The sequence below is a fragment of the Aquabacterium sp. genome, assembly GCF_029946005.1.
In the GTDB taxonomy this organism is placed as follows: Bacteria; Pseudomonadota; Gammaproteobacteria; order Burkholderiales; family Burkholderiaceae_C; genus Aquabacterium.
Window position 1 is genome coordinate 30,231 of the sequence record NZ_JAQSDR010000013.1, and the last position, 18,431, is coordinate 48,661.

The following is an 18,431-nucleotide window of genomic DNA, read 5'->3' on the forward strand; positions in this document are numbered from 1 at the left end:
GCGCGTGTCCTTGAGGTTTTACTTGAGGTTCAAAAAGGTCTTGAGGGCCGCCACAGTGCGCGCCGGGTCTTCCTCCTGCGGCACGTGGCCCAAGCCATCAAACATCACCAGCTGGCTGCCCGCGATGTCCTGCTTGAAGTGCTCGGCGTTGTCGGGCGGGATCAGACCGTCCTTGCTGCCCCACAGGATCAAGGTGGGTTGGCGCAACTGCTTGATCAGCTCGGCATGCTCGCCACCGGGCGATTGTTTGAAGCGGTCGCTGAGCGCGGCGCGGTTACCTTCGCGCAGGGTGAGTTCGTAATAGCGATCAATCAACTCGGGCGTGACCTTGCTGGGATCGCCATACACGCTGCGCACGCTCGATTCGATCATGCTGCGGGGCAGCACATTGGCGATGACCGGGCGCAGCGCCGGAATTTGAGCCAGCTTGAAGCCGATGGGCACCGAGGTGGCCTTGTAGGGGTAGCCACCGGCATCCACCAGCACCAGCTTGGCCACGCGGTCCGGGTAGGCCTGCGCCGTCATCCACGACACGGTGCCGCCAAAGGAGTTGCCGCCCAGCACCACCTGCTTCAGGCCCAACTGATCGAACACGGCCTTCATGAAGCCGGTGTAACGCGTGAGCTGGTAGTCGTGGTCGGGCGCGGGGCCGGTCAGGCCAAAGCCGGGCAGGTCGATCCGGATCACGCGGCGTTGGCCTTTGAGCGCCTCAACCCAACCATCCCAGGTGTGCAGGCTGGCCGAGGTGCCGTGCAGCAGCACGATGGGCTCGGGGTCATCCTTCGGGCCCTCGTCGCGCAGGTGCACCTGCATGCCCTGCACGGTGATGAACTGCGAGGGCGCCGGGGCCCAGCGTGCCTTGAGCGTTTCAACCGGGCGGTCAGGCGCCCAGGCCAGGGCCACACCGCCCGCCACCAGGACGACGGCCAGCAGCAAGAGGCCGAGCACGGCCTTCAACAAAGTCTTCATGGATTTTTCTCCCAGCGCTTGTTTTTGAACAGGGCTCAACGATAGGTCAAAAGTGCCTTGTCGCCGCCCTCAAGGTGCGCATGTTCATTGATCGAGATGAGGTGCAAGCCATCGCGGCCGGCCAGCAACTTGGTCACACCCCCGTTGGCCAGCGTCCAGTTGATGGTGAAGGCTTGCGCATCGCTCAGGCCCAGCAGGTGGGCGCAGATCACGCTGATGGTGCCGCCCGAGGTGAACACCAGCGTCGTGCCTTTGGGGCTGCTCTGGCGCACGATGTCATCCAGCGCAGCCACGCAGCGCGCGCGGAAATCGGCCCAGGTCTCGGCATACTCGTGTGCGTACTCGCCCTCCACCCAACGCGTGACCGCGCCTTTGAAGAAGCTTTGAAAAGCGCGGCGCGGATCACCCGAAGTGGCCATGTCGCCCATCATCACCAGCTTGTCGACGTAGCGCGGCTCGGCCACCTCGATCACGTTCTCGTGGTTGAACTCGTTGACGCCCTGGTGCAGTTCCATCGGCAACTCGCAGCCCAAAGTTTCAAGGCAGTTGATGGCCGTCTCTTGATGGCGTTTCATGCTGCCGCTGATGACGAGGTCAGGCACCACGCCCCGCGCCTTGAGCGCCTTGCCCAGCACGCACCCCTGTTCGTGGCCGATGGGCGAGAGCTGGTCGTAATCGTTGCTGCCGAACGAGGCCTGGCCGTGGCGGATGAGGTAGATGGCACCCACTTAAATGCCGCTCCGCTTGATCATGCCCTTGCAGCGCCAGTCCAGGTAATTGGCCAGGATCCAGAAGTTCTTGAACGCCGGGTTGCGGGTCTGCTTGTGGTGGTAGCGGTAGTAAATCTGCTGCACGATGGCGGCCAGGCGAAACAGGCCGTAGACCTCGTAGAACACCCAGTTGTCGGGCTTGAGCTTCATGCGGTCCAGGTAGTACTCCACCACCTCTTCGCGGCGCAGCATGCCCGGCAGGTGCGTGGGCTGGCGGCGGGTGCTCATCAAAAACTTGCTGTCGTCGGCGTGCACCCAGTAGGCCAGGCTGTTGCCCAAGTCCATCAGCGGGTCGCCCAGCGTGGCCATTTCCCAGTCGAGCACGCCAATCACGCGCGTCGGGTCATCTTCGGCCAGCACCACGTTGTCGAAGCGCCAATCGTTGTGGATGACGCAGCTGGCCACGTCCTCGGGGATGTGTTCTTTCAGCCAGGCGATGACGTGGCTGTACGAGGGCACGTTCCAGGTCTTGGCCTTGGTGTAGCGGTCGCTCCACCCCTCGATCTGGCGGCGGCAGTAGCCACTGCCCTTGCCCAATGATTCAAGCCCCGTGGCTTTCACATCCACCTTGTGCAAGTCCACCAGCTTGTCCAGCACATTGGTGCAGAGCTGGCGCGTGGTGGCCTGGTCGAGGTTCAAACCGCGCGGCATGTTCTTGCGCGGGATGATGCCGGCAATGCGCTCCATCACGTAAAACTCCGAGCCGATGAGGGACTCGTCACTGCAATGCCCGACCATGTTCGGCACCACCGGGTAGACCGGTTTGAGCGCGCTCTGCACACGGAACTCTCGGCCCATGTCGTGCGCGCCCTTGGCCTTGGTGCCGGCCGGTGGGCGGCGCAGGATGTAGTCGGCGTTGGGGTATTTCAATCGGTATGTCCAATTGGACGCGCCGCCCGAAAACTGCGTGACCTCGGGCTGGCCTTGCAGACCAGATACCTGCGCCTTCAGCCAAGCGTCGACCGCTGGGATCTTGAGCTCTTCACCCGAGCGAACGGCGCCGCCCTGGTCCTGCACGCCCTTCACCCGCGGGTTCACGGCCACCGCCTCGCTCATCGAGACACTCCGTATTTCATCAACTCCAGGCGGGCGATCATGCCCTTGTGCACTTCATCCGGGCCATCGGCCAGGCGCAGGCTGCGGGCCTGGTTGAAGAAGGCGCTCAATGGGGTGTCGTGCGACACGCCCATGCCGCCGTGGATCTGGATGGCGAAGTCCACCACTTGTTGCAGCACATTGGGCGCCACCACCTTGATCGCGGCCACATCGGTCAGCGCGGCCATCACGCCGAGGGTGTCGATCTTCCAGGCGGCTTGCAGGGTCAGCAGGCGGGCCTGGTCGATGGCCACGCGGCATTCGGCGATGCGCTCGCGGTTGCCCCCCAGGTTGATGATGGGCTTGCCAAAGGCCACGCGCTTCAAACCCCGTTGAATCGCCAGTTCCAGCGACTTCTCGGCGGCACCCAGCATGCGCATGCAGTGGTGAATGCGGCCCGGGCCCAGGCGGCCTTGCGCGATTTCAAAACCACGGCCGGGGCCGGCGATGAAATTGCCCACCGGCACGCGCACATTGGTGAAATGCACCTCGCCGTGGCCGTGCGGTTCGTCGTATTCGCCGAACACCGGCAGCATGCGCTTGATCTCGACGCCGGGCGTGTTCATGGGCACCAGCACCATCGAGTGCTGGCCGTGGCGGCCCGCATCGGCGTTGGGCGTGCGCGCCATGAAGATGCCGATGGCGCAGCGCGGATCGCCCACCCCGGACGACCACCACTTCTTGCCGTTCAGCACAATGTGGTCGCCTTCAACCACGGCGGTCGCTTCCATGTTGGTCGCGTCAGACGAGGCCACGTCGGGCTCGGTCATGAAGAAGACGGAGCGGATCTCACCGGCCAGCAGGGGCGTCAGCCATTGGGCCTTTTGCTCGGCGTTGCCGTACTTCCACAGCACCTCCATGTTGCCCGTGTCGGGCGCATTGCAGTTGAAGATTTCGGGCGCCATCATGCTGCGGCCGGTTTCTTCGCAACTGAAAGCGTATTCGAGCACCGAGAGGCCCGCACCCAGTTCGGCATCGGGCAGGAAGAGGTTCCACAAGCCTTCGGCCTTGGCCTTGGCTTTCAGCGCTTCCACGCGAGGGGGAATGGTCCACTGCGTCCAGTCCCCACCATGGCGCTGGCCCAAGATCTCTTGCCAATGCAGGGCCTCAATGGGCTCGATGTGGGTTTTGATGAAGGCACGCACGGCATCGGCCGTCTGCTTGGCGCGTTCGCTGGGCTGGAAGTTCATGGTGGTCTCCTCGTGTGGAATGAGGCGATGCTACGCCGCCAAGGTTCCAATCGCAAATGATGATTGCTCATCACAAGTCATGCATCACATGCATGAGCAACCACCTGCTCGGTTGCGCTCTTCGCTGTTCGAGCGCTGTTTCGCCGCGCTTTTTTCTGGCGCCGCCGCAGGCGCGACTTATGCTGGCTGGATGTTCTACCGCAGCGGGCGTTGGGGCCCGGATCAGATCGCCGACTTCAAACAGTTGGGCACCTGGATCATGCTCGCGGGCGCCGTGCTGGGTTTCCTGGGCGGCATCTCCCTGGTCGCCTCCTTCTGGGGAGACGCCTGGGACACGCGAGACCAGCCCCTGGTGTCGCTGAAGACCGCCGTCGTCCTGCTGGTGCTGGCTGGCATCGGCTACGGGCTGTTCAAACACTGGGGCCTGTGAGCGCCCCCGCCATCGCCTGCCGCGCCCCCACACAAACACTCTCACGCAGCCACCGGTGCACCGGGTCCCCATCCCGGTCGGCATGCCAGTACATCCAGATGGTGATGGGCGGCACCGGCAAAGGCAGCTCTCGCACCTCCAGCGGCATGCTGCGCGCCAGTTCTTCGGCGTAGGTGCGCGGCAAGGTCAACAGGGCATCGCTGTGCAGCACCACGTTGGCCGCTGAAAAATAGTGCTGGCAGCGCAGCACCACGTCCCGCTCGCCTCGCCCCAGGGCCGCCCACACGGCATTCAATGGGTCCGGCTGGTCAGGCTGCACCGACACCATCACGTGCTTGGCCGCGAAGTACGCGTCCACCGCCATGGCTGGCATTGCCAGCGGGTGATCGCGCCGCATGATCACCGCCAGGCTTTCGTCGGCCAGGCGTTCACCTCGGATGCGCGCACCCACGCGCCGCTGCCGGTCGAGCACCAGGTCGACCTCGCCCAAGGTCAAAGCCTGCCCCAGCGTGTCGCGCGGCACCCGCACGCTGGCCAGCCGCACACCGGGCGCCATCTCGGCCAGGCGCGCCACCAGCGGCGGCAGGGTGATGGCCTCTAGCACATCGCGCATGCCCAGGCGCAAGGTCATGTTCAAAGTTCCGGGGTCAAAGGTCTCGGCCTGCACCATGACCGACTGCAAGCCACGCAAGTGGGCCTGCACCTCCCCGATCACCCGCCGCGTCAACTCCGTGGGCACCATGTGGTTGCCCTGCCGCACAAACAGCGGGTCACCCCACAGGCGCCGCAAGCGGGCCAGCGCGTGGCTGACCGCAGGCTGGCTCAGGTGCAGGTGCCGGGCCGCCCCGGAGATGCCACCATGCTCAAAAACGGCGTCCATGACGCGGAACAAATTGAGGTCAAGCCGGGACGAAGGAAGTGCCATGAGGCCTTTTTACACGACAATGTCGGATTACCGATTTCGGAGCTTTTCGGAGCACATCACCTTGGACACACCGCCTCGGTGACCGCCCCTCCAGCTGACCGGCGCATCAGCCTGAATTAACAGGCGCGGCGCCCTGAGTTCATGCGAGGAGAGGGCGGTCTACCCACATCACCACCCCTCATCCGCGCGCGCCGCTGTTTGGCGCTGGAGATCGCATGCTCAACGTCTTCACGCTGGCCAATGGTCGGCTTTTCCAAGAAGAAATCGACAGCCAGGACGAACTGACCCCAGTCGCCCCGGTGTGGGTTGATCTGGAAGACCCCACGCCCGAAGAAAAAGGCTGGATCGCCGTCCGATTCGGCCTGGTCATCCCCCAGGACATCATCGACGACGACCTGGAAGAGTCCGCCCGCTTCTACGAAGAAGAAGGCGCCATCCACATCCGCTCCGACTTCCTGATCGATGACGACGAAGCACCTCGCAACGTGCGCGTGGCCTTCATCCTGCACCAGAACGTGCTGTTCTCGATCCACCGCGAAGACCTGCCGGTGTTCCGCCTGCTGCGCATGCGCGCACGCCGCATCCCCGCGCTGATCGAAGACGCCAAAGACGTGCTGCTCAAGCTCTACGACGCTGACGCCGAGTATTCCGCTGACACCCTCGAAGGCATCTACGACGGGCTGGAAAAAGTCAGCAAGCGCGTACTCAAGTCCGAGGTTAATGACCAGGCCGCCGGTGAAGCGCTGGCCGCCATCGCGCGCCAGGAAGACTTGAACGGCCGCATCCGCCGCAACGTGATGGACACGCGCCGCGCCGTCAGTTTCATGATGCGTGCCCGCATGCTCAGCGCCGAGCAGTTCGAAGAGGCGCGGCAAATTCTGCGCGACATCGATTCGCTGGACAGCCACACGGCCTTCCTGTTCGACAAGATCAACTTCCTGATGGACGCCACGGTCGGTTTCATCAACATCAACCAGAACAAGATCATCAAGATCTTCTCGGTGGCCTCGGTCGCCTTGCTGCCGCCCACGCTCGTGGCCAGCGTCTACGGCATGAACCTGAGGTTCCCCGAGCTGGCCTTCTTGGGTGAATGGAGCTACCCCTACACCGTGGGCCTGATGATCGCCAGTGCGCTCGTGCCCATGTGGTACTTCCATCGACGAGGGTGGCTGAGCTGAGCCCGAACGCCCTGAAGCTGCCCGCCGGTCTGTGGCGCGTGATGCTGGGCACCACAATGGTGGTGCTCAGCTACAGCCTCCTCAACCCCGTGCTGGCCGTGCGCTTGCAAACGGCCGGTGTCAGTGCCACGGCCATTGGCGGCTTCGCCATGCTCGCCTTCGTCAGCGTGGCCTTGCTGGTGCCGGTGGTGCCGCATGTTTTTGCCCGCATCGGCGTGGGCAGGGCTTACCAGATCGGCCTGAGCATGGAGTTGCTGTCGTGCCTGGGTTACCTCGTCACCGACGACTACGCCGCGTGGTGCGCCCTCGCCCTGATGGCGGGCGTCGGCGCGGCCGCCGCCTGGAACGCGACCGAAGCCCTCATCGCCCACAATGTGCCCGCCACCCACCGGGGTCGCCTGACCGGCCTGTACCAGACCGTGCTGGGCTGCGCGATGGCCGTGGGCCCCATGTTGCCCAGCGTGCTGGGCCTCGACCCGCGCCAAGCCAATGGCGTGGCCGCCGCCGGTTTGGCCCTGGGCCTGGCTTTGAGCCTCGCCCCAGTCGTGACCCAACTCAAAGCCGCCCACGAAGGCGCCCAGACCATGGGCCTGGCCGCAGCTTGGCGCCACCGTCCCTTGCTGGTGTGGGCCGCCTTGGTCGGCGGCGTCTTTGAAGTGGGCCTGGGCTCGGTCACCACCGCCTATGGCTCGCAATTGGGCATGAACCTGGCAGCGGCCACCTCCATCGCCGGGGCGCTGGGCATGGGCAGCTTCCTGCTGCAATACCCCACAGGTTGGCTGGCCGACCACGTGGCCACGCGGCGCTTGTTCACCGGGGCGGCCATCATCCTGGTGCTGGCCTCGCTGGCCTTTGGCCAAGCCCAACAGTGGCCTCCGCTGATCTGGGTGTGTGCCGCGGCTTGGGGCGCCGTGGGCGGCGCGCTGTACACGCTGGCGATGATCCGCGTGGCGCATGATTTCGCCGACACCTCGGCCGTGGCCGGTACCTCCGCCATGATCGCGGGCTACACGGCCGGTGGCGCGCTGGGCCCGCTGGTCAGCGGCACGGTCATCGACCATTTTGGGGCGGTGGGCCAAAGCTGGTGGCTGGCCGCGCTGGCCAGCAGCCTGATCCTGATGCAATGGCGCCGAACTCAGACGGTGGGCGCGTCGGCCTGACCAGACGTCGGCGCCAACGCCTGGGCCAAGGCCCTTTGCAGCGGCACCGATCCCACCGGCTTGTGCAGCAAGGTCATGCCGCTGCCCACCGCCGTGCGCAGGCGGTCCGCCGCCGTGTCACCCGTGACGATGATGGCAGGCACGGCTCGCCCTAGTCGCGCCCGCACCGCCTCAATGGCTTGCGGGCCGGTGCGGTGATCGCGCAAACGAAAATCCGCCAACACCACATCCGGGATGAAGCGATCCAGCAGCTTCACGGCCTCGGCCTCGGCGGCCGCCACTTCGCAAGCGCACCCCCAGGCCACCAACAGCTCGGACATGGCCACGCGCACGGCCTCGTCGTCATCGATCAACAGCACCCGCACGCCCGCAAGCTGGGCATCCACCAAAGACGCAGGCGCTGGCGACGGCGCCACCACGTCCAGACTCAAAGGCACACCCAGCCGAAACACGGAGCCCCGGCCCAGCCTGGACACCAGGCTGACCGTCGCGCCCATGGCGCGCGCCAAACCCTCCACGATGGCCAAGCCCAATCCCAGTCCTTTGGTGCGATCCCGCTCCGGGTTGCCCAGTTGGTGAAACTCCTGAAAGATGGCCTGGTGCTGTGCAGATTCGATGCCGATGCCGGTGTCCCACACCTCCAGCACGGCTTGATCGCCTCGGCGTCGGCAGGCCAACAACACGCCCCCGCGCTCGGTGTAGCGGATGGCATTGGTCAACAGGTTGCGCAGGACCTGCTCCACCAGCCGGGGATCGGCCCGCACCACCAGGTCGCTGTCGCGCACCCGGAACACCAGCCCGTTGTCATTGGCCAGCGGCGCGAAATGACGCTCCAGCTTGTGCAGCAAGGGCTGCACCGCAAACGCCTGCGGCAGCGGTGTGATCACCCCCGCATCCACCTTGGAAAAATCCAGCAAGGTGTTGAGCATCTCGCTGGCCGCCGCAGACGAGGCCTCGACATGGCCCCACATCTGACGCTGGCGCGCATCCAGTTTGGTGTGGCCCAAGGCCGTCAGAAACAGGCCCAAGGCATGCAAAGGTTGGCGCAAGTCGTGGCTGGCCGATGCCAGGAACACCGACTTGGCACGGTTGGCTGCTTCGGCATCGCGCAAGGCTTCTTCCGCCATCTGGCGGGCCTCGAACGCACGGCCGGTCTGCTCCCGCAGGCGCTCGACCAGGTCCGCATTCTCAAAACGCAGGTGGATGGACCGCCGCGTCACCTGAACGGCGTGGAAGGAAAACACCCCCATCACCAACAGGTAGATCAGCGAGGCCAGTCCCATGGTTTGGCTGACCGGGTCGGCGGCTGGCAGCAGCACCAGCACCGAGGGCAGCAGACAAGGCAAGCCATACGCCACCGACACCGGCCAACTCGACGAAAACACCACCAGGCCGCCCGCGCTCATGCCCGACAGCATCGTGATCACCAGGGTCAGGGTGATCGGCCATTCCGGCTTCATGAACAGCAGGGCAAACAAGCCCCAGGTCATCCCCAGCAGCATCGCCATCAAGCGAACCGCCTGGGCATAAACCAGCACTTTCGCGGGATCACTTGGCCGCGGCAGGAAATGTCGGCCCGTGAAACAAGCGATGCCCAACAGCGTGGAAATCACACCCCACCACAGCACGCTGGCATCCCCGATGGTGGACCAATAGGCCCAGGCGGCCATGATGGCCACCAAGGTGTAGGTGACGAAGGCCGCGGGCAGGTTGCGGTCCAGCAGCTCCATCTCGGCGGTCAAACCACGGCCCTTGTCAAAGCGCCAAGCCTGCGACAGCAAGCCCGCCAAGGAACTCATGGCCTCAGCCACCCTCGCTGCACGGCCACGTCGTAAGCCTGCTGGCGGCTGGTGGCGTCCAGCATCTCGGTCAGCCAGGACACCTCGGCCCGCACGTCGTTTTCGCTCAAGCCCACCTGGCGCGCAATCGCCTTGTTGGGCGCCCCTTGCCCCAGCAGACGAAGGATGGACAGTTGCCGCTCATTGGGACGGATGGGATCCTGGCAGGCCAGCAACACCGTGGCGGCGGGCGCCTGCTCATAGTGCGAAAACGGAAAGGCCTGACCGCCCGACAAGCACTCGCGCAAGGTGTTCACCATCTGTGCACCACTGGCGGACTTGGACAAGTAACCCACGGCCCCGGCGTTTCGCGCTTGCGTGATCTGGGAGGCGTCATCGCTGCCCGACACCATCAGCACCGGCACGGGCCCAAAGTGGTCCTGCAACACCTGGATCAGTGACAGCCCATTCGCATCGGGCAAATGCACGTCCAGCAGGATCAGGTCCAGCGATGGCGAGGGCCCCACTTTCATGGCCTCGGCCAGGCTGGGCGCTTCCAGCAAGGTCGACCCCGGAAAAGCTTCGCGCAGGATCATGCCCAGGCCGGTACGGAACAAGGCATGGTCATCCACCAGCAAGATGCGGGGATTGGGCGTCGAAGGCATGGGAACGGCGGGGTTGAACTGCAACAGACCGCAGTATCCCCCGCCTCCGCTTCAGCCCGTTACCAAGATACCCCGCAAGCCGGTGGTTTCCCCCTTAAGGGGGTACCTACTCGCCATGGTCAATGCTCAGCGCGCGCGCCGGGCCTTCACGGCGCTCGACAGGATCTCCAGCACATTGGTCGAATCAGCCCAGCCAATGCAGGCATCGGTGATGCTCTTGCCGTATTCAAGCGCAGAGGGCTGGTCCTTGCCCGGCGTGAACTTCTGGTTGCCGGGGTTCAGGTGGCTTTCCACCATCACGCCAAAAATGCCCCGCGAGCCCCCTCCGATCTGCGCCCCGATGTCCTTGGCCACGTCGATCTGCTTCTCGTGCTGCTTGGAGCTGTTGGCGTGCGAGCAGTCCACCATCAAGGTGGTGGGCAGCTTGGCGGCGGCCAGATCCTTGCAAGCGGCTTCCACATTGGCCGCATCGTAATTGGGCGCCTTGCCACCGCGCAGGATCACGTGGCAATCCGGATTGCCCGCCGTCTCCACAATCGCCACCTGCCCGTTCTTGTGAACCGACAGGAAGTGGTGCGCCCCCGCCGCAGCCTGGATGGCATCGGTCGCGATCCTGATGTTGCCATCGGTGCCGTTCTTGAAGCCAATGGGCGCGCTCAAGCCCGAGGCCAGCTCGCGGTGAACCTGGCTCTCGGTCGTGCGCGCACCAATCGCGCCCCAACTGATCAGGTCACCAATGTACTGAGGCGACACCACATCCAGGAACTCACTGCCGGCCGGTACGCCCAGGCGGTTGATCTCCAGCAGCAGATGGCGGGCCATGCGCAGGCCTTCGTCAATGCGGTAGCTCTCGTCCAAGTAGGGATCATTGATCAAGCCCTTCCAGCCCACCGTCGTGCGCGGCTTTTCGAAGTACACCCGCATGACGATTTCCAGCGTGTCCGAATAGCGCTCACGCTCGACCAACAACTTGCGCGCGTATTCCAGCGCGGCAGCAGGATCGTGGATCGAGCAAGGACCAATGACCACCAACAAGCGGTCATCCTTGCCCTGCATGATCTCGCGGATCTTTTGACGCGTGCCCGACACGAGCGTCTCCACTGGCGTCCCCCGAATCGGGAAGAAGCGGATCAAGTGCTCCGGTGGCGGCAGCGGTGTCACGTTGAGGATGCGTTCGTCATCGGTTTGCGAAGTCTTGTCGGCGGGCGGAACCCAGCCGGATGAGGCGCTGGAATTGGCGTTCATGAAAAGCGTCCTGAGGCGTGGTGCGGGTTGAAAACGTCGAAAAAAAACCGCCGGAGGGTGACCCGGCGGTTTTCAGGAATGTGGTGGTGGCTGCTTACGCGCTCTCCACTCCTGCGCCGGTTGCGGGCGAGAAGTAAAAGTGCCAAAAATAAAAGCGAGCCGTGTTCATGCTTGGCAATGTAGCACGCCTGAACACATCGTGGGCAAATCCGTCGCCCGGTTGACAGTCGGCCCCAGCCCCGATGGACTAGGATTCACGCAAAGGACCCCTGCCATGAACAAGCTCACCGACCTTCTGGCCCAGTACGCCAGCTACCACCGAGACCGCCGCAACATCCTGACGCACTTGGTCGGCATCCCCATGATCGTGCTGTCCTTGATGGTGTTGCTGGCCCGGCCCACACTGGCCACCCTCGGCGGCCTGCCCGTCAACCCCGGCATGGTCATCGCGGCCCTGCTAGCGTTCTATTATCTCAAGCTGGATCTGCGCATGGGTGCAGTCATGACCGCCGTGTTCGTGCTGGGTCTGGACGTCGCACTCCACACCGCGCCCTTGACCACAGGTGCCTGGCTAGCTTGGGGGCTGGGCTTGTTCCTGGTGGGTTGGGCCATCCAGTTCCTAGGCCACTACTTCGAAGGCCGCAAACCCGCCTTTGTTGATGACCTCATCGGCCTGCTCATCGGGCCCCTGTTCGTGCTGGCCGAAGTCGCCTTCTTGCTGGGCTTGCGCAAAGACGTTGAGGCCGCCATTGCGCAAAAGGTCGGCACGGTCCGCTGAAACCCAAAGGCTTTCGGGTCGGCCAGCGGGTCCGTCGATCAGGCCTTCAAGGCCTGGGCCTGGGCCAGCAGAGTGTCAGCATCGCTGACCTTGAAGCCGCCGCCTTCTTCCACGTTCAACGCTTTGACGACACCGTTCGAGGCCAGCAACGAATAGCGCTGCGAGCGCAGACCCAAACCCTTTTCCGTCAGGTCCAATGTCAGCCCCGTCGCCTTGGCGAAGGCGGCGCTGCCATCGGCCATCATGCGGACCTTGCCCCCGGCCTTCAGTTCGCGGCCCCAGGCCCCCATCACGAAGGGGTCATTCACTGACACGCACCAAATCTCGTCCACGCCTGCGGCCTTGAAAGCCTCGACTTGGTCGATGTAGCCAGGCGCGTGCTTGGCCGAGCAAGTGGGCGTGAACGCGCCCGGCAGGCCGAAGATGGCGATGGTCTTGTCGGCCGTGATCTTGGCAATGTCAAAGGTGTTCGGACCCAGGCTGCAGCCCTCACCCTCCACGTCGAAAAACTCGGACAAGGAACCGCTGGGCAGCGTGTCGCCAATTTTGATCATGGGGAAACCTCAGGTGAGAGTAAAACAGGCTTGAAAGAGAAGCGGAAATGAAAAAACCGGAGGGCCAGTATAAAACTGGACATCCGGTTCTCATGCTGGCCATGACAGGATTACCCTGCCACGGACATGCTTGGCTTTCGCCAGCGATCGATCAGACCGCGCGAGCCTTTTCCACCAAGCGGGTCACAGCCCAGGCCTTGGTCTTGGAAATGGGACGCGTTTCGCTGATCTCGACCACGTCACCGATGTGGAACTCATTGTTCTCATCGTGGGCGTGGTACTTGCGCGAGTGGGCCACGATCTTGCCGTAGAGCTCGTGCTTGGCACGGCGCTCGACGAGCACGGTCACGGTCTTCGCGCGCGCATCGCTGACCACACGACCCACCAGGGTGCGTGTGTTTTTGACTGCTGGTGTAGCAGCGGTTTGAGCTTGAGCTTGCGTCATTTCGCAGCTCCTTTCTTCTCGGTCAGAATCGTCTTGACACGGGCAATGTCACGACGGGTCTTCTTCAGAGCCGAGTGGTCATTGAGCTGCTGAGTAGCCTTTTGCATGCGCATGTTGAAATGCGCTTTCAGCAATTCTTTGACTTCGGTTTCGAGTGCGGCCACATCTTTGGCGCGCAGTTCAGAGGCGTTCATGTGCTTCTTTTCCTTTGCGACCAATTAAGAGCCGATCATGCGCGTGACGAATGTCGTGCGCAGAGGCAGTTTGGCGGACGCGAGCTGGAAGGCTTCGCGGGCCAGTTCCTCGGGAACCCCGTGGATTTCGTAGAGCACCTTGCCGGGCTGAATTTCAGCGACGTAGTACTCAACGCTACCCTTACCATTACCCATCCGCACTTCTGCGGGCTTTTGGGAAATGGGCTTGTCCGGGAAGATGCGGATCCAGATGCGGCCACCACGCTTGACACAACGCGAAATGGCACGGCGGGCAGCTTCGATCTGACGGGCCGTCAGGCGACCACGTTCAGTGGCCTTCAGACCGAATTCGCCGAACGCAACGGTGGCGCCACGGGTGGCGACACCCGTGTTGCGACCCTTGTGTTCCTTGCGGAACTTGCGACGATTAGGTTGCAACATTGATTATTCTCCTTTCGGCGCTTCAGCGGCAACCGGAGCAACGACCTTGCGGACGCGCTTGGCACCAGCATCAGCGGGCTTGTCACCACCTTCGGGGGCAGCAGCAGCACCCGGCGCGCCATCAGCGCGAGGGGCACCACGTGTTGCACCACGGGCGGGTGGGCGGCGGTCGTTGGGGCGGTCACTGCGGGGACGGCGGTTGCGGCGGTCGTCTTCACGATCCTCACCCTTGACCACCGGTGCGTCGCCGTTAGGCAGACGGTCACCCTTGTAAACCCACACCTTCACACCGATGACACCGTAGGTGGTCTGTGCTTCAGAAGTGCCGTAGTCGATGTCAGCACGCAGGGTGTGAAGCGGCACGCGACCTTCGCGGTACCACTCGGTACGTGCGATTTCGATGCCGTTCAGACGACCTGCCGACATGATCTTGATGCCCAGGGCACCCAGACGCATGGCGTTTTGCATGGCGCGCTTCATGGCGCGACGGAACATGATCCGCTTTTCCAATTGCTGCGTGATCGAATCAGAGATCAGTTGAGCATCGATTTCAGGCTTGCGCACTTCTTCGATGTTCACTGCCACAGGACAGCCCAGGCGTTTGGCCAGTTCAATCTTGAGGTTCTCGATGTCTTCGCCCTTCTTGCCGATCACCACGCCCGGACGAGCCGAGAAAATGGTGATGCGTGCGCTCTTGGCGGGACGCTCGATCAGGATGCGCGACACGGCGGCATTCTTCAGTTTCTTCTTGAGGTACTCACGCACGCCCAAGTCTTCAGCCAACATTTTGCTGAAGTTGCGGTTGCTCGCATACCAGCGTGATGACCAATTGCGGGTCACCGCCAGGCGGAAACCGGTTGGATGGATTTTTTGTCCCATGGTTTGCCTTTTAGTTACCCACGGTCACATAAATGTGGCAAGTTGGCTTGCTGATGCGGTTACCGCGGCCTTTGGCCCGTGCGGTGAAACGCTTCAGCGTGGTGCCTTGCTCCACATAAATGGTCTTGACCTTCAGTTCATCAATGTCAGCACCGTCGTTGTGCTCGGCGTTCGCGATCGCGGACTCCAGAGCCTTCTTGATGATGCCAGCGGCCTTCTTTTGAGTGAAGGTCAGGATGTTCAGGGCTTGATCGACTTTCTTGCCGCGAATCAGGTCAGCCACCAGGCGACCTTTGTCGCATGAGAGCCGAACGCCGCGAACGATTGCTTTGGTTTCCATCGTCGGGCTCCTTATTTCTTGGCTTTCTTGTCGCCTGGGTGACCCTTGAACGTACGGGTCAGGGCGAACTCGCCAAGCTTGTGGCCAACCATCTGGTCGGTCACGTACACAGGCACGTGTTGTTTGCCGTTGTGCACGGCAATCGTCAAGCCAATGAACTCGGGCAGGATCGTAGAACGACGCGACCAAGTCTTGATGGGCTTCTTGTCCTTGATGGCAGCAGCTCTGTCGACTTTTGCAGACAGGTGGTGGTCAACGAAGGGACCTTTTTTAAGAGAACGAGCCATTTCAGCCTACCTCTTACTTCTTGCGACGCGAAACGATGAACGTTTGCGTGCGCTTGTTGTTGCGGGTGCGATAGCCCTTCGTCATGGTGTTCCATGGGGACACCGGGACTTGACCTTCGCCCGTGCGGCCTTCGCCACCACCGTGCGGGTGATCCACCGGGTTCATGGCGACGCCACGAACCGTTGGGCGGATGCCCTTCCAGCGGATGGCACCGGCCTTGCCGTATTGGCGCAGGCTGTGCTCTTCGTTGCTCACTTCACCCAAGGTGGCGCGGCATTCGACGTGGATCCGACGAACTTCACCGGAGCGCAGGCGAACCTGAGCGTAGGTGCCTTCGCGGGCCATCAACACAGCGGACGTGCCAGCAGAACGCGCGATTTGCGCACCCTTGCCAGGCATCATCTCGATGCAGTGGATGGTGGAACCCACGGGGATGTTGCGAATGGGCAGCGTGTTGCCAGCCTTGATCGGGGCATCGGAGCCGCTGATCACGGTAGCGCCAGCCACCAAGCCACGGGGCGCAATGATGTAACGACGTTCGCCGTCGGCATAGCACACCAAGGCGATGTGGGCCGTGCGGTTGGGATCGTACTCAATGGTCTCGACCTTCGCGGGGATGCCATCCTTGTTACGGACGAAATCCACCAAGCGATAGTGTTGCTTGTGACCACCGCCGCGGTGACGGATGGTGATGTGACCGTTGTTGTTGCGGCCAGCATTCTGGATTTGTGGTTCCAGCAAAGGCGCATGGGGCTTGCCCTTGTGCAGATGCTTGTGGACCACCTTGACCACGCCACGGCGACCGGGCGAGGTTGGTTTGACTTTAACGACAGCCATGATTACGCAGCCTCCCCGGAGAAGTTCAGCTCTTGACCGTCTTTGAGGGCCACATAGGCCTTCTTGACATGGTCACGGCGGCCAACACGGCCACCGAAGCGCTTGGTCTTGCCCTTCTGGTTGAGCACTTGCACCGACTTGACTTCGACCTTGAACAGCAACTCAACAGCGGCTTTGATCTCGGGCTTGGTCGCATCGCGCACGACTTTGAACAGCACCTGGCCACGTTCTTCAGCAGCAGCCGTGGCCTTTTCAGACACGATTGGCGCAACCAGAACCTTCAGCAGGCGGCTTTCATCGAATTTGAGGATGCTCATGCGAACATCTCCTTGAGCTTGTCGATCGCGCCCTTGGTCACGAGCACTTTTTTGTAGTGCACCAATGACAGGGGATCGGCGTAACGCGGCTCGACCACCAGCACGTTGGGCAGATTGCGCGCGGCGAGGAACAAGTTCTCGTCGATTTCGTCGGCAATCACCAGCACGTGGTCGAGGTTCAGGGCCTTCAGCTTGGCAGCCAGCAGCTTGGTCTTGGGGGCATCGATCGAGATCGAGTCCACCACGGACAGGCGGCCTTCGCGGGCCAACTGCGAGAAGATCGCGGCCATGCCGGCGCGGTACATCTTCTTGTTGACTTTGTGGCTGAAGTTTTCGTCAGGGCTGTTCGGGAAAATCCGACCACCGCCACGCCACAGGGGCGAGGAGGACATACCAGCACGAGCGCGACCGGTGCCTTTTTGGCGCCAGGGCTTCTTGGTGGTGTGCTTGACGACGGCGCGGTCCTTCTGGGCACGGGTGCCTTGGCGGGCGTTGGCTTGATAAGCCACGACCACCTGGTGCACCAGGGCTTCGTTGTATTCGCGGCCGAACACGGTGTCAGGAGCTTCCACTTTGGAAGTGGCCTGACCTTGTTCGTTCAGGAGCTCGAGCTGCATCAGTTGGCTCCTTTCTTGACCTTGACCTTGACGGCAGGACGGACGGTGACAAAGCCACCCTTCGAACCTGGCACGGCGCCTCGGACCAGCAGCAGTTGACGGGCTTCGTCAACGCGCACGATGTCGAGGTTTTGCGTGGTCACGGTGTCGTCGCCGAGGTGGCCCGACATCTTCTTGCCTGGGAACACGCGGCCAGGATCTTGCGCCATCGAGATGGAGCCAGGCACATTGTGCGAACGGCTGTTACCGTGCGATGCGCGCTGCGAACCGAAGTGGTGACGCTTGATGGTGCCGGTGAAGCCCTTACCGATCGATGTGCCTTGCACGTCGATTTTTTGACCGACCTGGAACAGGGCGGACACGGCAATGGCGGTGCCAGCCGTGTATTCGGCGGCAACTTCCGGGGTGACGGGGAACTCTTTGATGACTTCCACACCTTCCACACCCGCCTTGGCGAGGTGGCCAGCTTCTGGCTTGGTCACGCGCGATGCTTTGCGCGAGCCGTATGCCAGTTGCAAGGCGGTGTAGCCGTCAGTCTCAACGGTTTTGATCTGGGTCACGCGGTTGTTGGACACATCGAGCACTGTCACAGGAACGGCATCGCCGTCGTCTGTGTAGATGCGCATCATGCCCACCTTGCGGCCCAGCAATCCGAGGCGATTGCTAAGACTCATGGTTTTTCTCCAGCCCCACATAGGGGCCTTTTACACAAGCCCGACATCGATTGGCCGGGCTGACTTAGGTAGTGGCTGGGCGAAAATTCCGCCAAACCACCATTAATTCTCTCCAGCAACAAAGGCGGAAAAGCCTGCGACTATAACAAAACCCGCTGAACACCGCAAGTACTTGCGATGCGTCAGCGGGTTGAAGGGCCTTTGACAGCCCAACGCGGCTTATTGCAGCTTGATTTCAACGTCCACGCCAGCCGGCAGGTCGAGCTTCATCAGGGCGTCAACCGTCTTGTCGGTTGGGTCCACGATGTCCATCAAACGCTGGTGGGTGCGGATTTCGAACTGGTCGCGCGACGTTTTGTTGACGTGTGGCGAACGCAGGATGTCGAAGCGTTGCAGACGGGTCGGCAGGGGCACAGGGCCTTTGACGATCGCGCCGGTGCGCTTGGCGGTTTCGACGATTTCAGCCGATGACTGGTCAATCAGCTTGTAGTCAAACGCCTTCAGGCGAATGCGGATCTTTTGTTGTGCCATGACGGCTCCTTAAACAGAGAGATGACGCCCACCTGACCCACAGGCCAGATGGGCACACGTCATGAATTACGCGAGGATCTTGGCAACGACGCCGGCGCCGACGGTGCGACCGCCTTCACGGATGGCGAAAC

General features: G+C 62.6%; 24 protein-coding genes and 1 pseudogene. 4 read left to right on the forward strand and 21 right to left on the reverse strand.

Annotated elements, in window-relative coordinates; genetic code table 11:
* Positions 1 to 18: 18 nt before the first annotated feature.
* Genes PSV38_RS09830 through PSV38_RS09845 form a run of 4 tightly spaced genes read right to left on the reverse strand, consistent with a single transcriptional unit; the run spans position 19 to position 4,024 of the window.
* The gene (locus tag PSV38_RS09830; protein ID WP_300546992.1) at positions 19 to 969 is read right to left on the reverse strand and encodes an alpha/beta hydrolase; all 951 of its coding nucleotides are present in this window, start codon (positions 967 to 969) and stop codon (positions 19 to 21) included.
* A 35-nt stretch (positions 970 to 1,004) separates the two neighbouring features.
* Positions 1,005 to 1,697 carry a histidine phosphatase family protein gene (locus PSV38_RS09835; protein ID WP_300546994.1) on the reverse strand — a complete coding sequence of 231 codons (693 nt, stop codon included), beginning with the start codon at positions 1,695 to 1,697 and terminating at the stop codon, positions 1,005 to 1,007.
* Positions 1,698 to 2,795: a phosphotransferase family protein gene (locus PSV38_RS09840; protein WP_300546995.1), complete on the reverse strand. Its 1,098-nt coding sequence runs from the start codon at positions 2,793 to 2,795 to the stop codon at positions 1,698 to 1,700.
* Positions 2,792 to 4,024, reverse strand: coding sequence for an acyl-CoA dehydrogenase family protein (locus tag PSV38_RS09845; protein ID WP_300546996.1), 1,233 nt, complete (start codon positions 4,022 to 4,024; stop codon positions 2,792 to 2,794). Before PSV38_RS09845 ends, PSV38_RS09840 begins: the two co-directional genes overlap by 4 nt.
* A 79-nt stretch (positions 4,025 to 4,103) precedes the next feature.
* Here PSV38_RS09845 and PSV38_RS09850 point away from each other — a divergent pair, with 79 nt between their 5' ends.
* Positions 4,104 to 4,454 carry a hypothetical protein gene (locus PSV38_RS09850; protein ID WP_300546998.1) on the forward strand — a complete coding sequence of 117 codons (351 nt, stop codon included), beginning with the start codon at positions 4,104 to 4,106 and terminating at the stop codon, positions 4,452 to 4,454.
* Here the strand turns inward: PSV38_RS09850 and PSV38_RS09855 are convergent.
* Complete coding sequence (locus PSV38_RS09855; protein ID WP_300546999.1) at positions 4,435 to 5,379, reverse strand: LysR family transcriptional regulator; 945 nt, start codon at positions 5,377 to 5,379, stop codon at positions 4,435 to 4,437. The two genes, PSV38_RS09850 and PSV38_RS09855, sit on opposite strands and share 20 nt — an antisense overlap.
* Positions 5,380 to 5,594: 215 nt before the next feature.
* Between PSV38_RS09855 and corA the strand changes: the two genes are divergently transcribed.
* A complete protein-coding gene (gene corA / locus PSV38_RS09860; protein WP_300547001.1) occupies positions 5,595 to 6,557 on the forward strand; it encodes a magnesium/cobalt transporter CorA in 963 nt (320 codons plus the stop codon).
* A complete protein-coding gene (locus tag PSV38_RS09865) occupies positions 6,545 to 7,717 on the forward strand; it encodes an MFS transporter (protein WP_300547002.1) in 1,173 nt (390 codons plus the stop codon). Before corA ends, PSV38_RS09865 begins: the two co-directional genes overlap by 13 nt.
* Here the strand turns inward: PSV38_RS09865 and PSV38_RS09870 are convergent.
* The 3 genes from PSV38_RS09870 to PSV38_RS09880 form a co-directional block, all read right to left on the reverse strand.
* Entirely contained in the window at positions 7,693 to 9,516 is a 1,824-nt protein-coding gene (locus PSV38_RS09870) for a hybrid sensor histidine kinase/response regulator (RefSeq protein WP_300547003.1), read from the reverse strand. The two genes, PSV38_RS09865 and PSV38_RS09870, sit on opposite strands and share 25 nt — an antisense overlap.
* Complete coding sequence (locus PSV38_RS09875; RefSeq protein ID WP_300547004.1) at positions 9,513 to 10,160, reverse strand: response regulator transcription factor; 648 nt, start codon at positions 10,158 to 10,160, stop codon at positions 9,513 to 9,515. The genes PSV38_RS09870 and PSV38_RS09875 overlap by 4 nt, the downstream gene beginning before the upstream one ends.
* A 126-nt stretch (positions 10,161 to 10,286) precedes the next feature.
* Positions 10,287 to 11,405 carry a 3-deoxy-7-phosphoheptulonate synthase gene (locus tag PSV38_RS09880; protein ID WP_300547005.1) on the reverse strand — a complete coding sequence of 373 codons (1,119 nt, stop codon included), beginning with the start codon at positions 11,403 to 11,405 and terminating at the stop codon, positions 10,287 to 10,289.
* Positions 11,406 to 11,679: 274 nt separating this feature from the next.
* Between PSV38_RS09880 and PSV38_RS09885 the strand changes: the two genes are divergently transcribed.
* Positions 11,680 to 12,183: an Mpo1-like protein gene (locus PSV38_RS09885; RefSeq protein ID WP_300547006.1), complete on the forward strand. Its 504-nt coding sequence runs from the start codon at positions 11,680 to 11,682 to the stop codon at positions 12,181 to 12,183.
* Between the two features lie 38 nt (positions 12,184 to 12,221).
* Here PSV38_RS09885 and PSV38_RS09890 read toward each other — a convergent pair whose 3' ends face one another.
* The 13 genes and pseudogenes from PSV38_RS09890 to PSV38_RS09950 form a co-directional block, all read right to left on the reverse strand.
* Complete coding sequence (locus PSV38_RS09890; RefSeq protein WP_300547007.1) at positions 12,222 to 12,737, reverse strand: peroxiredoxin; 516 nt, start codon at positions 12,735 to 12,737, stop codon at positions 12,222 to 12,224.
* A 151-nt stretch (positions 12,738 to 12,888) separates the two neighbouring features.
* Positions 12,889 to 13,182: a 30S ribosomal protein S17 gene (gene rpsQ / locus PSV38_RS09895; RefSeq protein WP_300547008.1), complete on the reverse strand. Its 294-nt coding sequence runs from the start codon at positions 13,180 to 13,182 to the stop codon at positions 12,889 to 12,891.
* Entirely contained in the window at positions 13,179 to 13,376 is a 198-nt protein-coding gene (rpmC, locus tag PSV38_RS09900) for a 50S ribosomal protein L29 (protein ID WP_300547009.1), read from the reverse strand. The genes rpsQ and rpmC overlap by 4 nt, the downstream gene beginning before the upstream one ends.
* Before the next feature lie 24 nt (positions 13,377 to 13,400).
* On the reverse strand, positions 13,401 to 13,817 hold the full coding sequence (gene rplP, locus PSV38_RS09905) for a 50S ribosomal protein L16 (protein ID WP_300547011.1): 417 nt from the start codon (positions 13,815 to 13,817) through the stop codon (positions 13,401 to 13,403).
* 3 nt (positions 13,818 to 13,820) lie between these two features.
* Positions 13,821 to 14,696, reverse strand: a complete 876-nt coding sequence (gene rpsC / locus PSV38_RS09910; RefSeq protein ID WP_300547012.1) for a 30S ribosomal protein S3 — start codon at positions 14,694 to 14,696, stop codon at positions 13,821 to 13,823.
* 10 nt (positions 14,697 to 14,706) lie between these two features.
* On the reverse strand, positions 14,707 to 15,036 hold the full coding sequence (gene rplV, locus PSV38_RS09915) for a 50S ribosomal protein L22 (RefSeq protein WP_230182722.1): 330 nt from the start codon (positions 15,034 to 15,036) through the stop codon (positions 14,707 to 14,709).
* 11 nt (positions 15,037 to 15,047) lie between these two features.
* A complete protein-coding gene (rpsS, locus tag PSV38_RS09920; protein WP_300547013.1) occupies positions 15,048 to 15,323 on the reverse strand; it encodes a 30S ribosomal protein S19 in 276 nt (91 codons plus the stop codon).
* 13 nt (positions 15,324 to 15,336) lie between these two features.
* On the reverse strand, positions 15,337 to 16,161 hold the full coding sequence (gene rplB, locus PSV38_RS09925; RefSeq protein WP_300547014.1) for a 50S ribosomal protein L2: 825 nt from the start codon (positions 16,159 to 16,161) through the stop codon (positions 15,337 to 15,339).
* A gap of 2 nt (positions 16,162 to 16,163) precedes the next feature.
* Positions 16,164 to 16,478, reverse strand: a complete 315-nt coding sequence (gene rplW, locus PSV38_RS09930) for a 50S ribosomal protein L23 (RefSeq protein WP_230182719.1) — start codon at positions 16,476 to 16,478, stop codon at positions 16,164 to 16,166.
* Positions 16,475 to 17,095, reverse strand: a complete 621-nt coding sequence (gene rplD, locus PSV38_RS09935) for a 50S ribosomal protein L4 (protein WP_300547016.1) — start codon at positions 17,093 to 17,095, stop codon at positions 16,475 to 16,477. Before rplD ends, rplW begins: the two co-directional genes overlap by 4 nt.
* Positions 17,095 to 17,769, reverse strand: coding sequence for a 50S ribosomal protein L3 (rplC, locus tag PSV38_RS09940; RefSeq protein ID WP_300547017.1), 675 nt, complete (start codon positions 17,767 to 17,769; stop codon positions 17,095 to 17,097). The genes rplD and rplC overlap by 1 nt, the downstream gene beginning before the upstream one ends.
* Before the next feature lie 219 nt (positions 17,770 to 17,988).
* Complete coding sequence (gene rpsJ / locus PSV38_RS09945; RefSeq protein ID WP_035037922.1) at positions 17,989 to 18,300, reverse strand: 30S ribosomal protein S10; 312 nt, start codon at positions 18,298 to 18,300, stop codon at positions 17,989 to 17,991.
* A 66-nt stretch (positions 18,301 to 18,366) separates the two neighbouring features.
* Positions 18,367 to 18,431, reverse strand: a pseudogene (locus tag PSV38_RS09950) (elongation factor Tu); the annotation flags it as partial.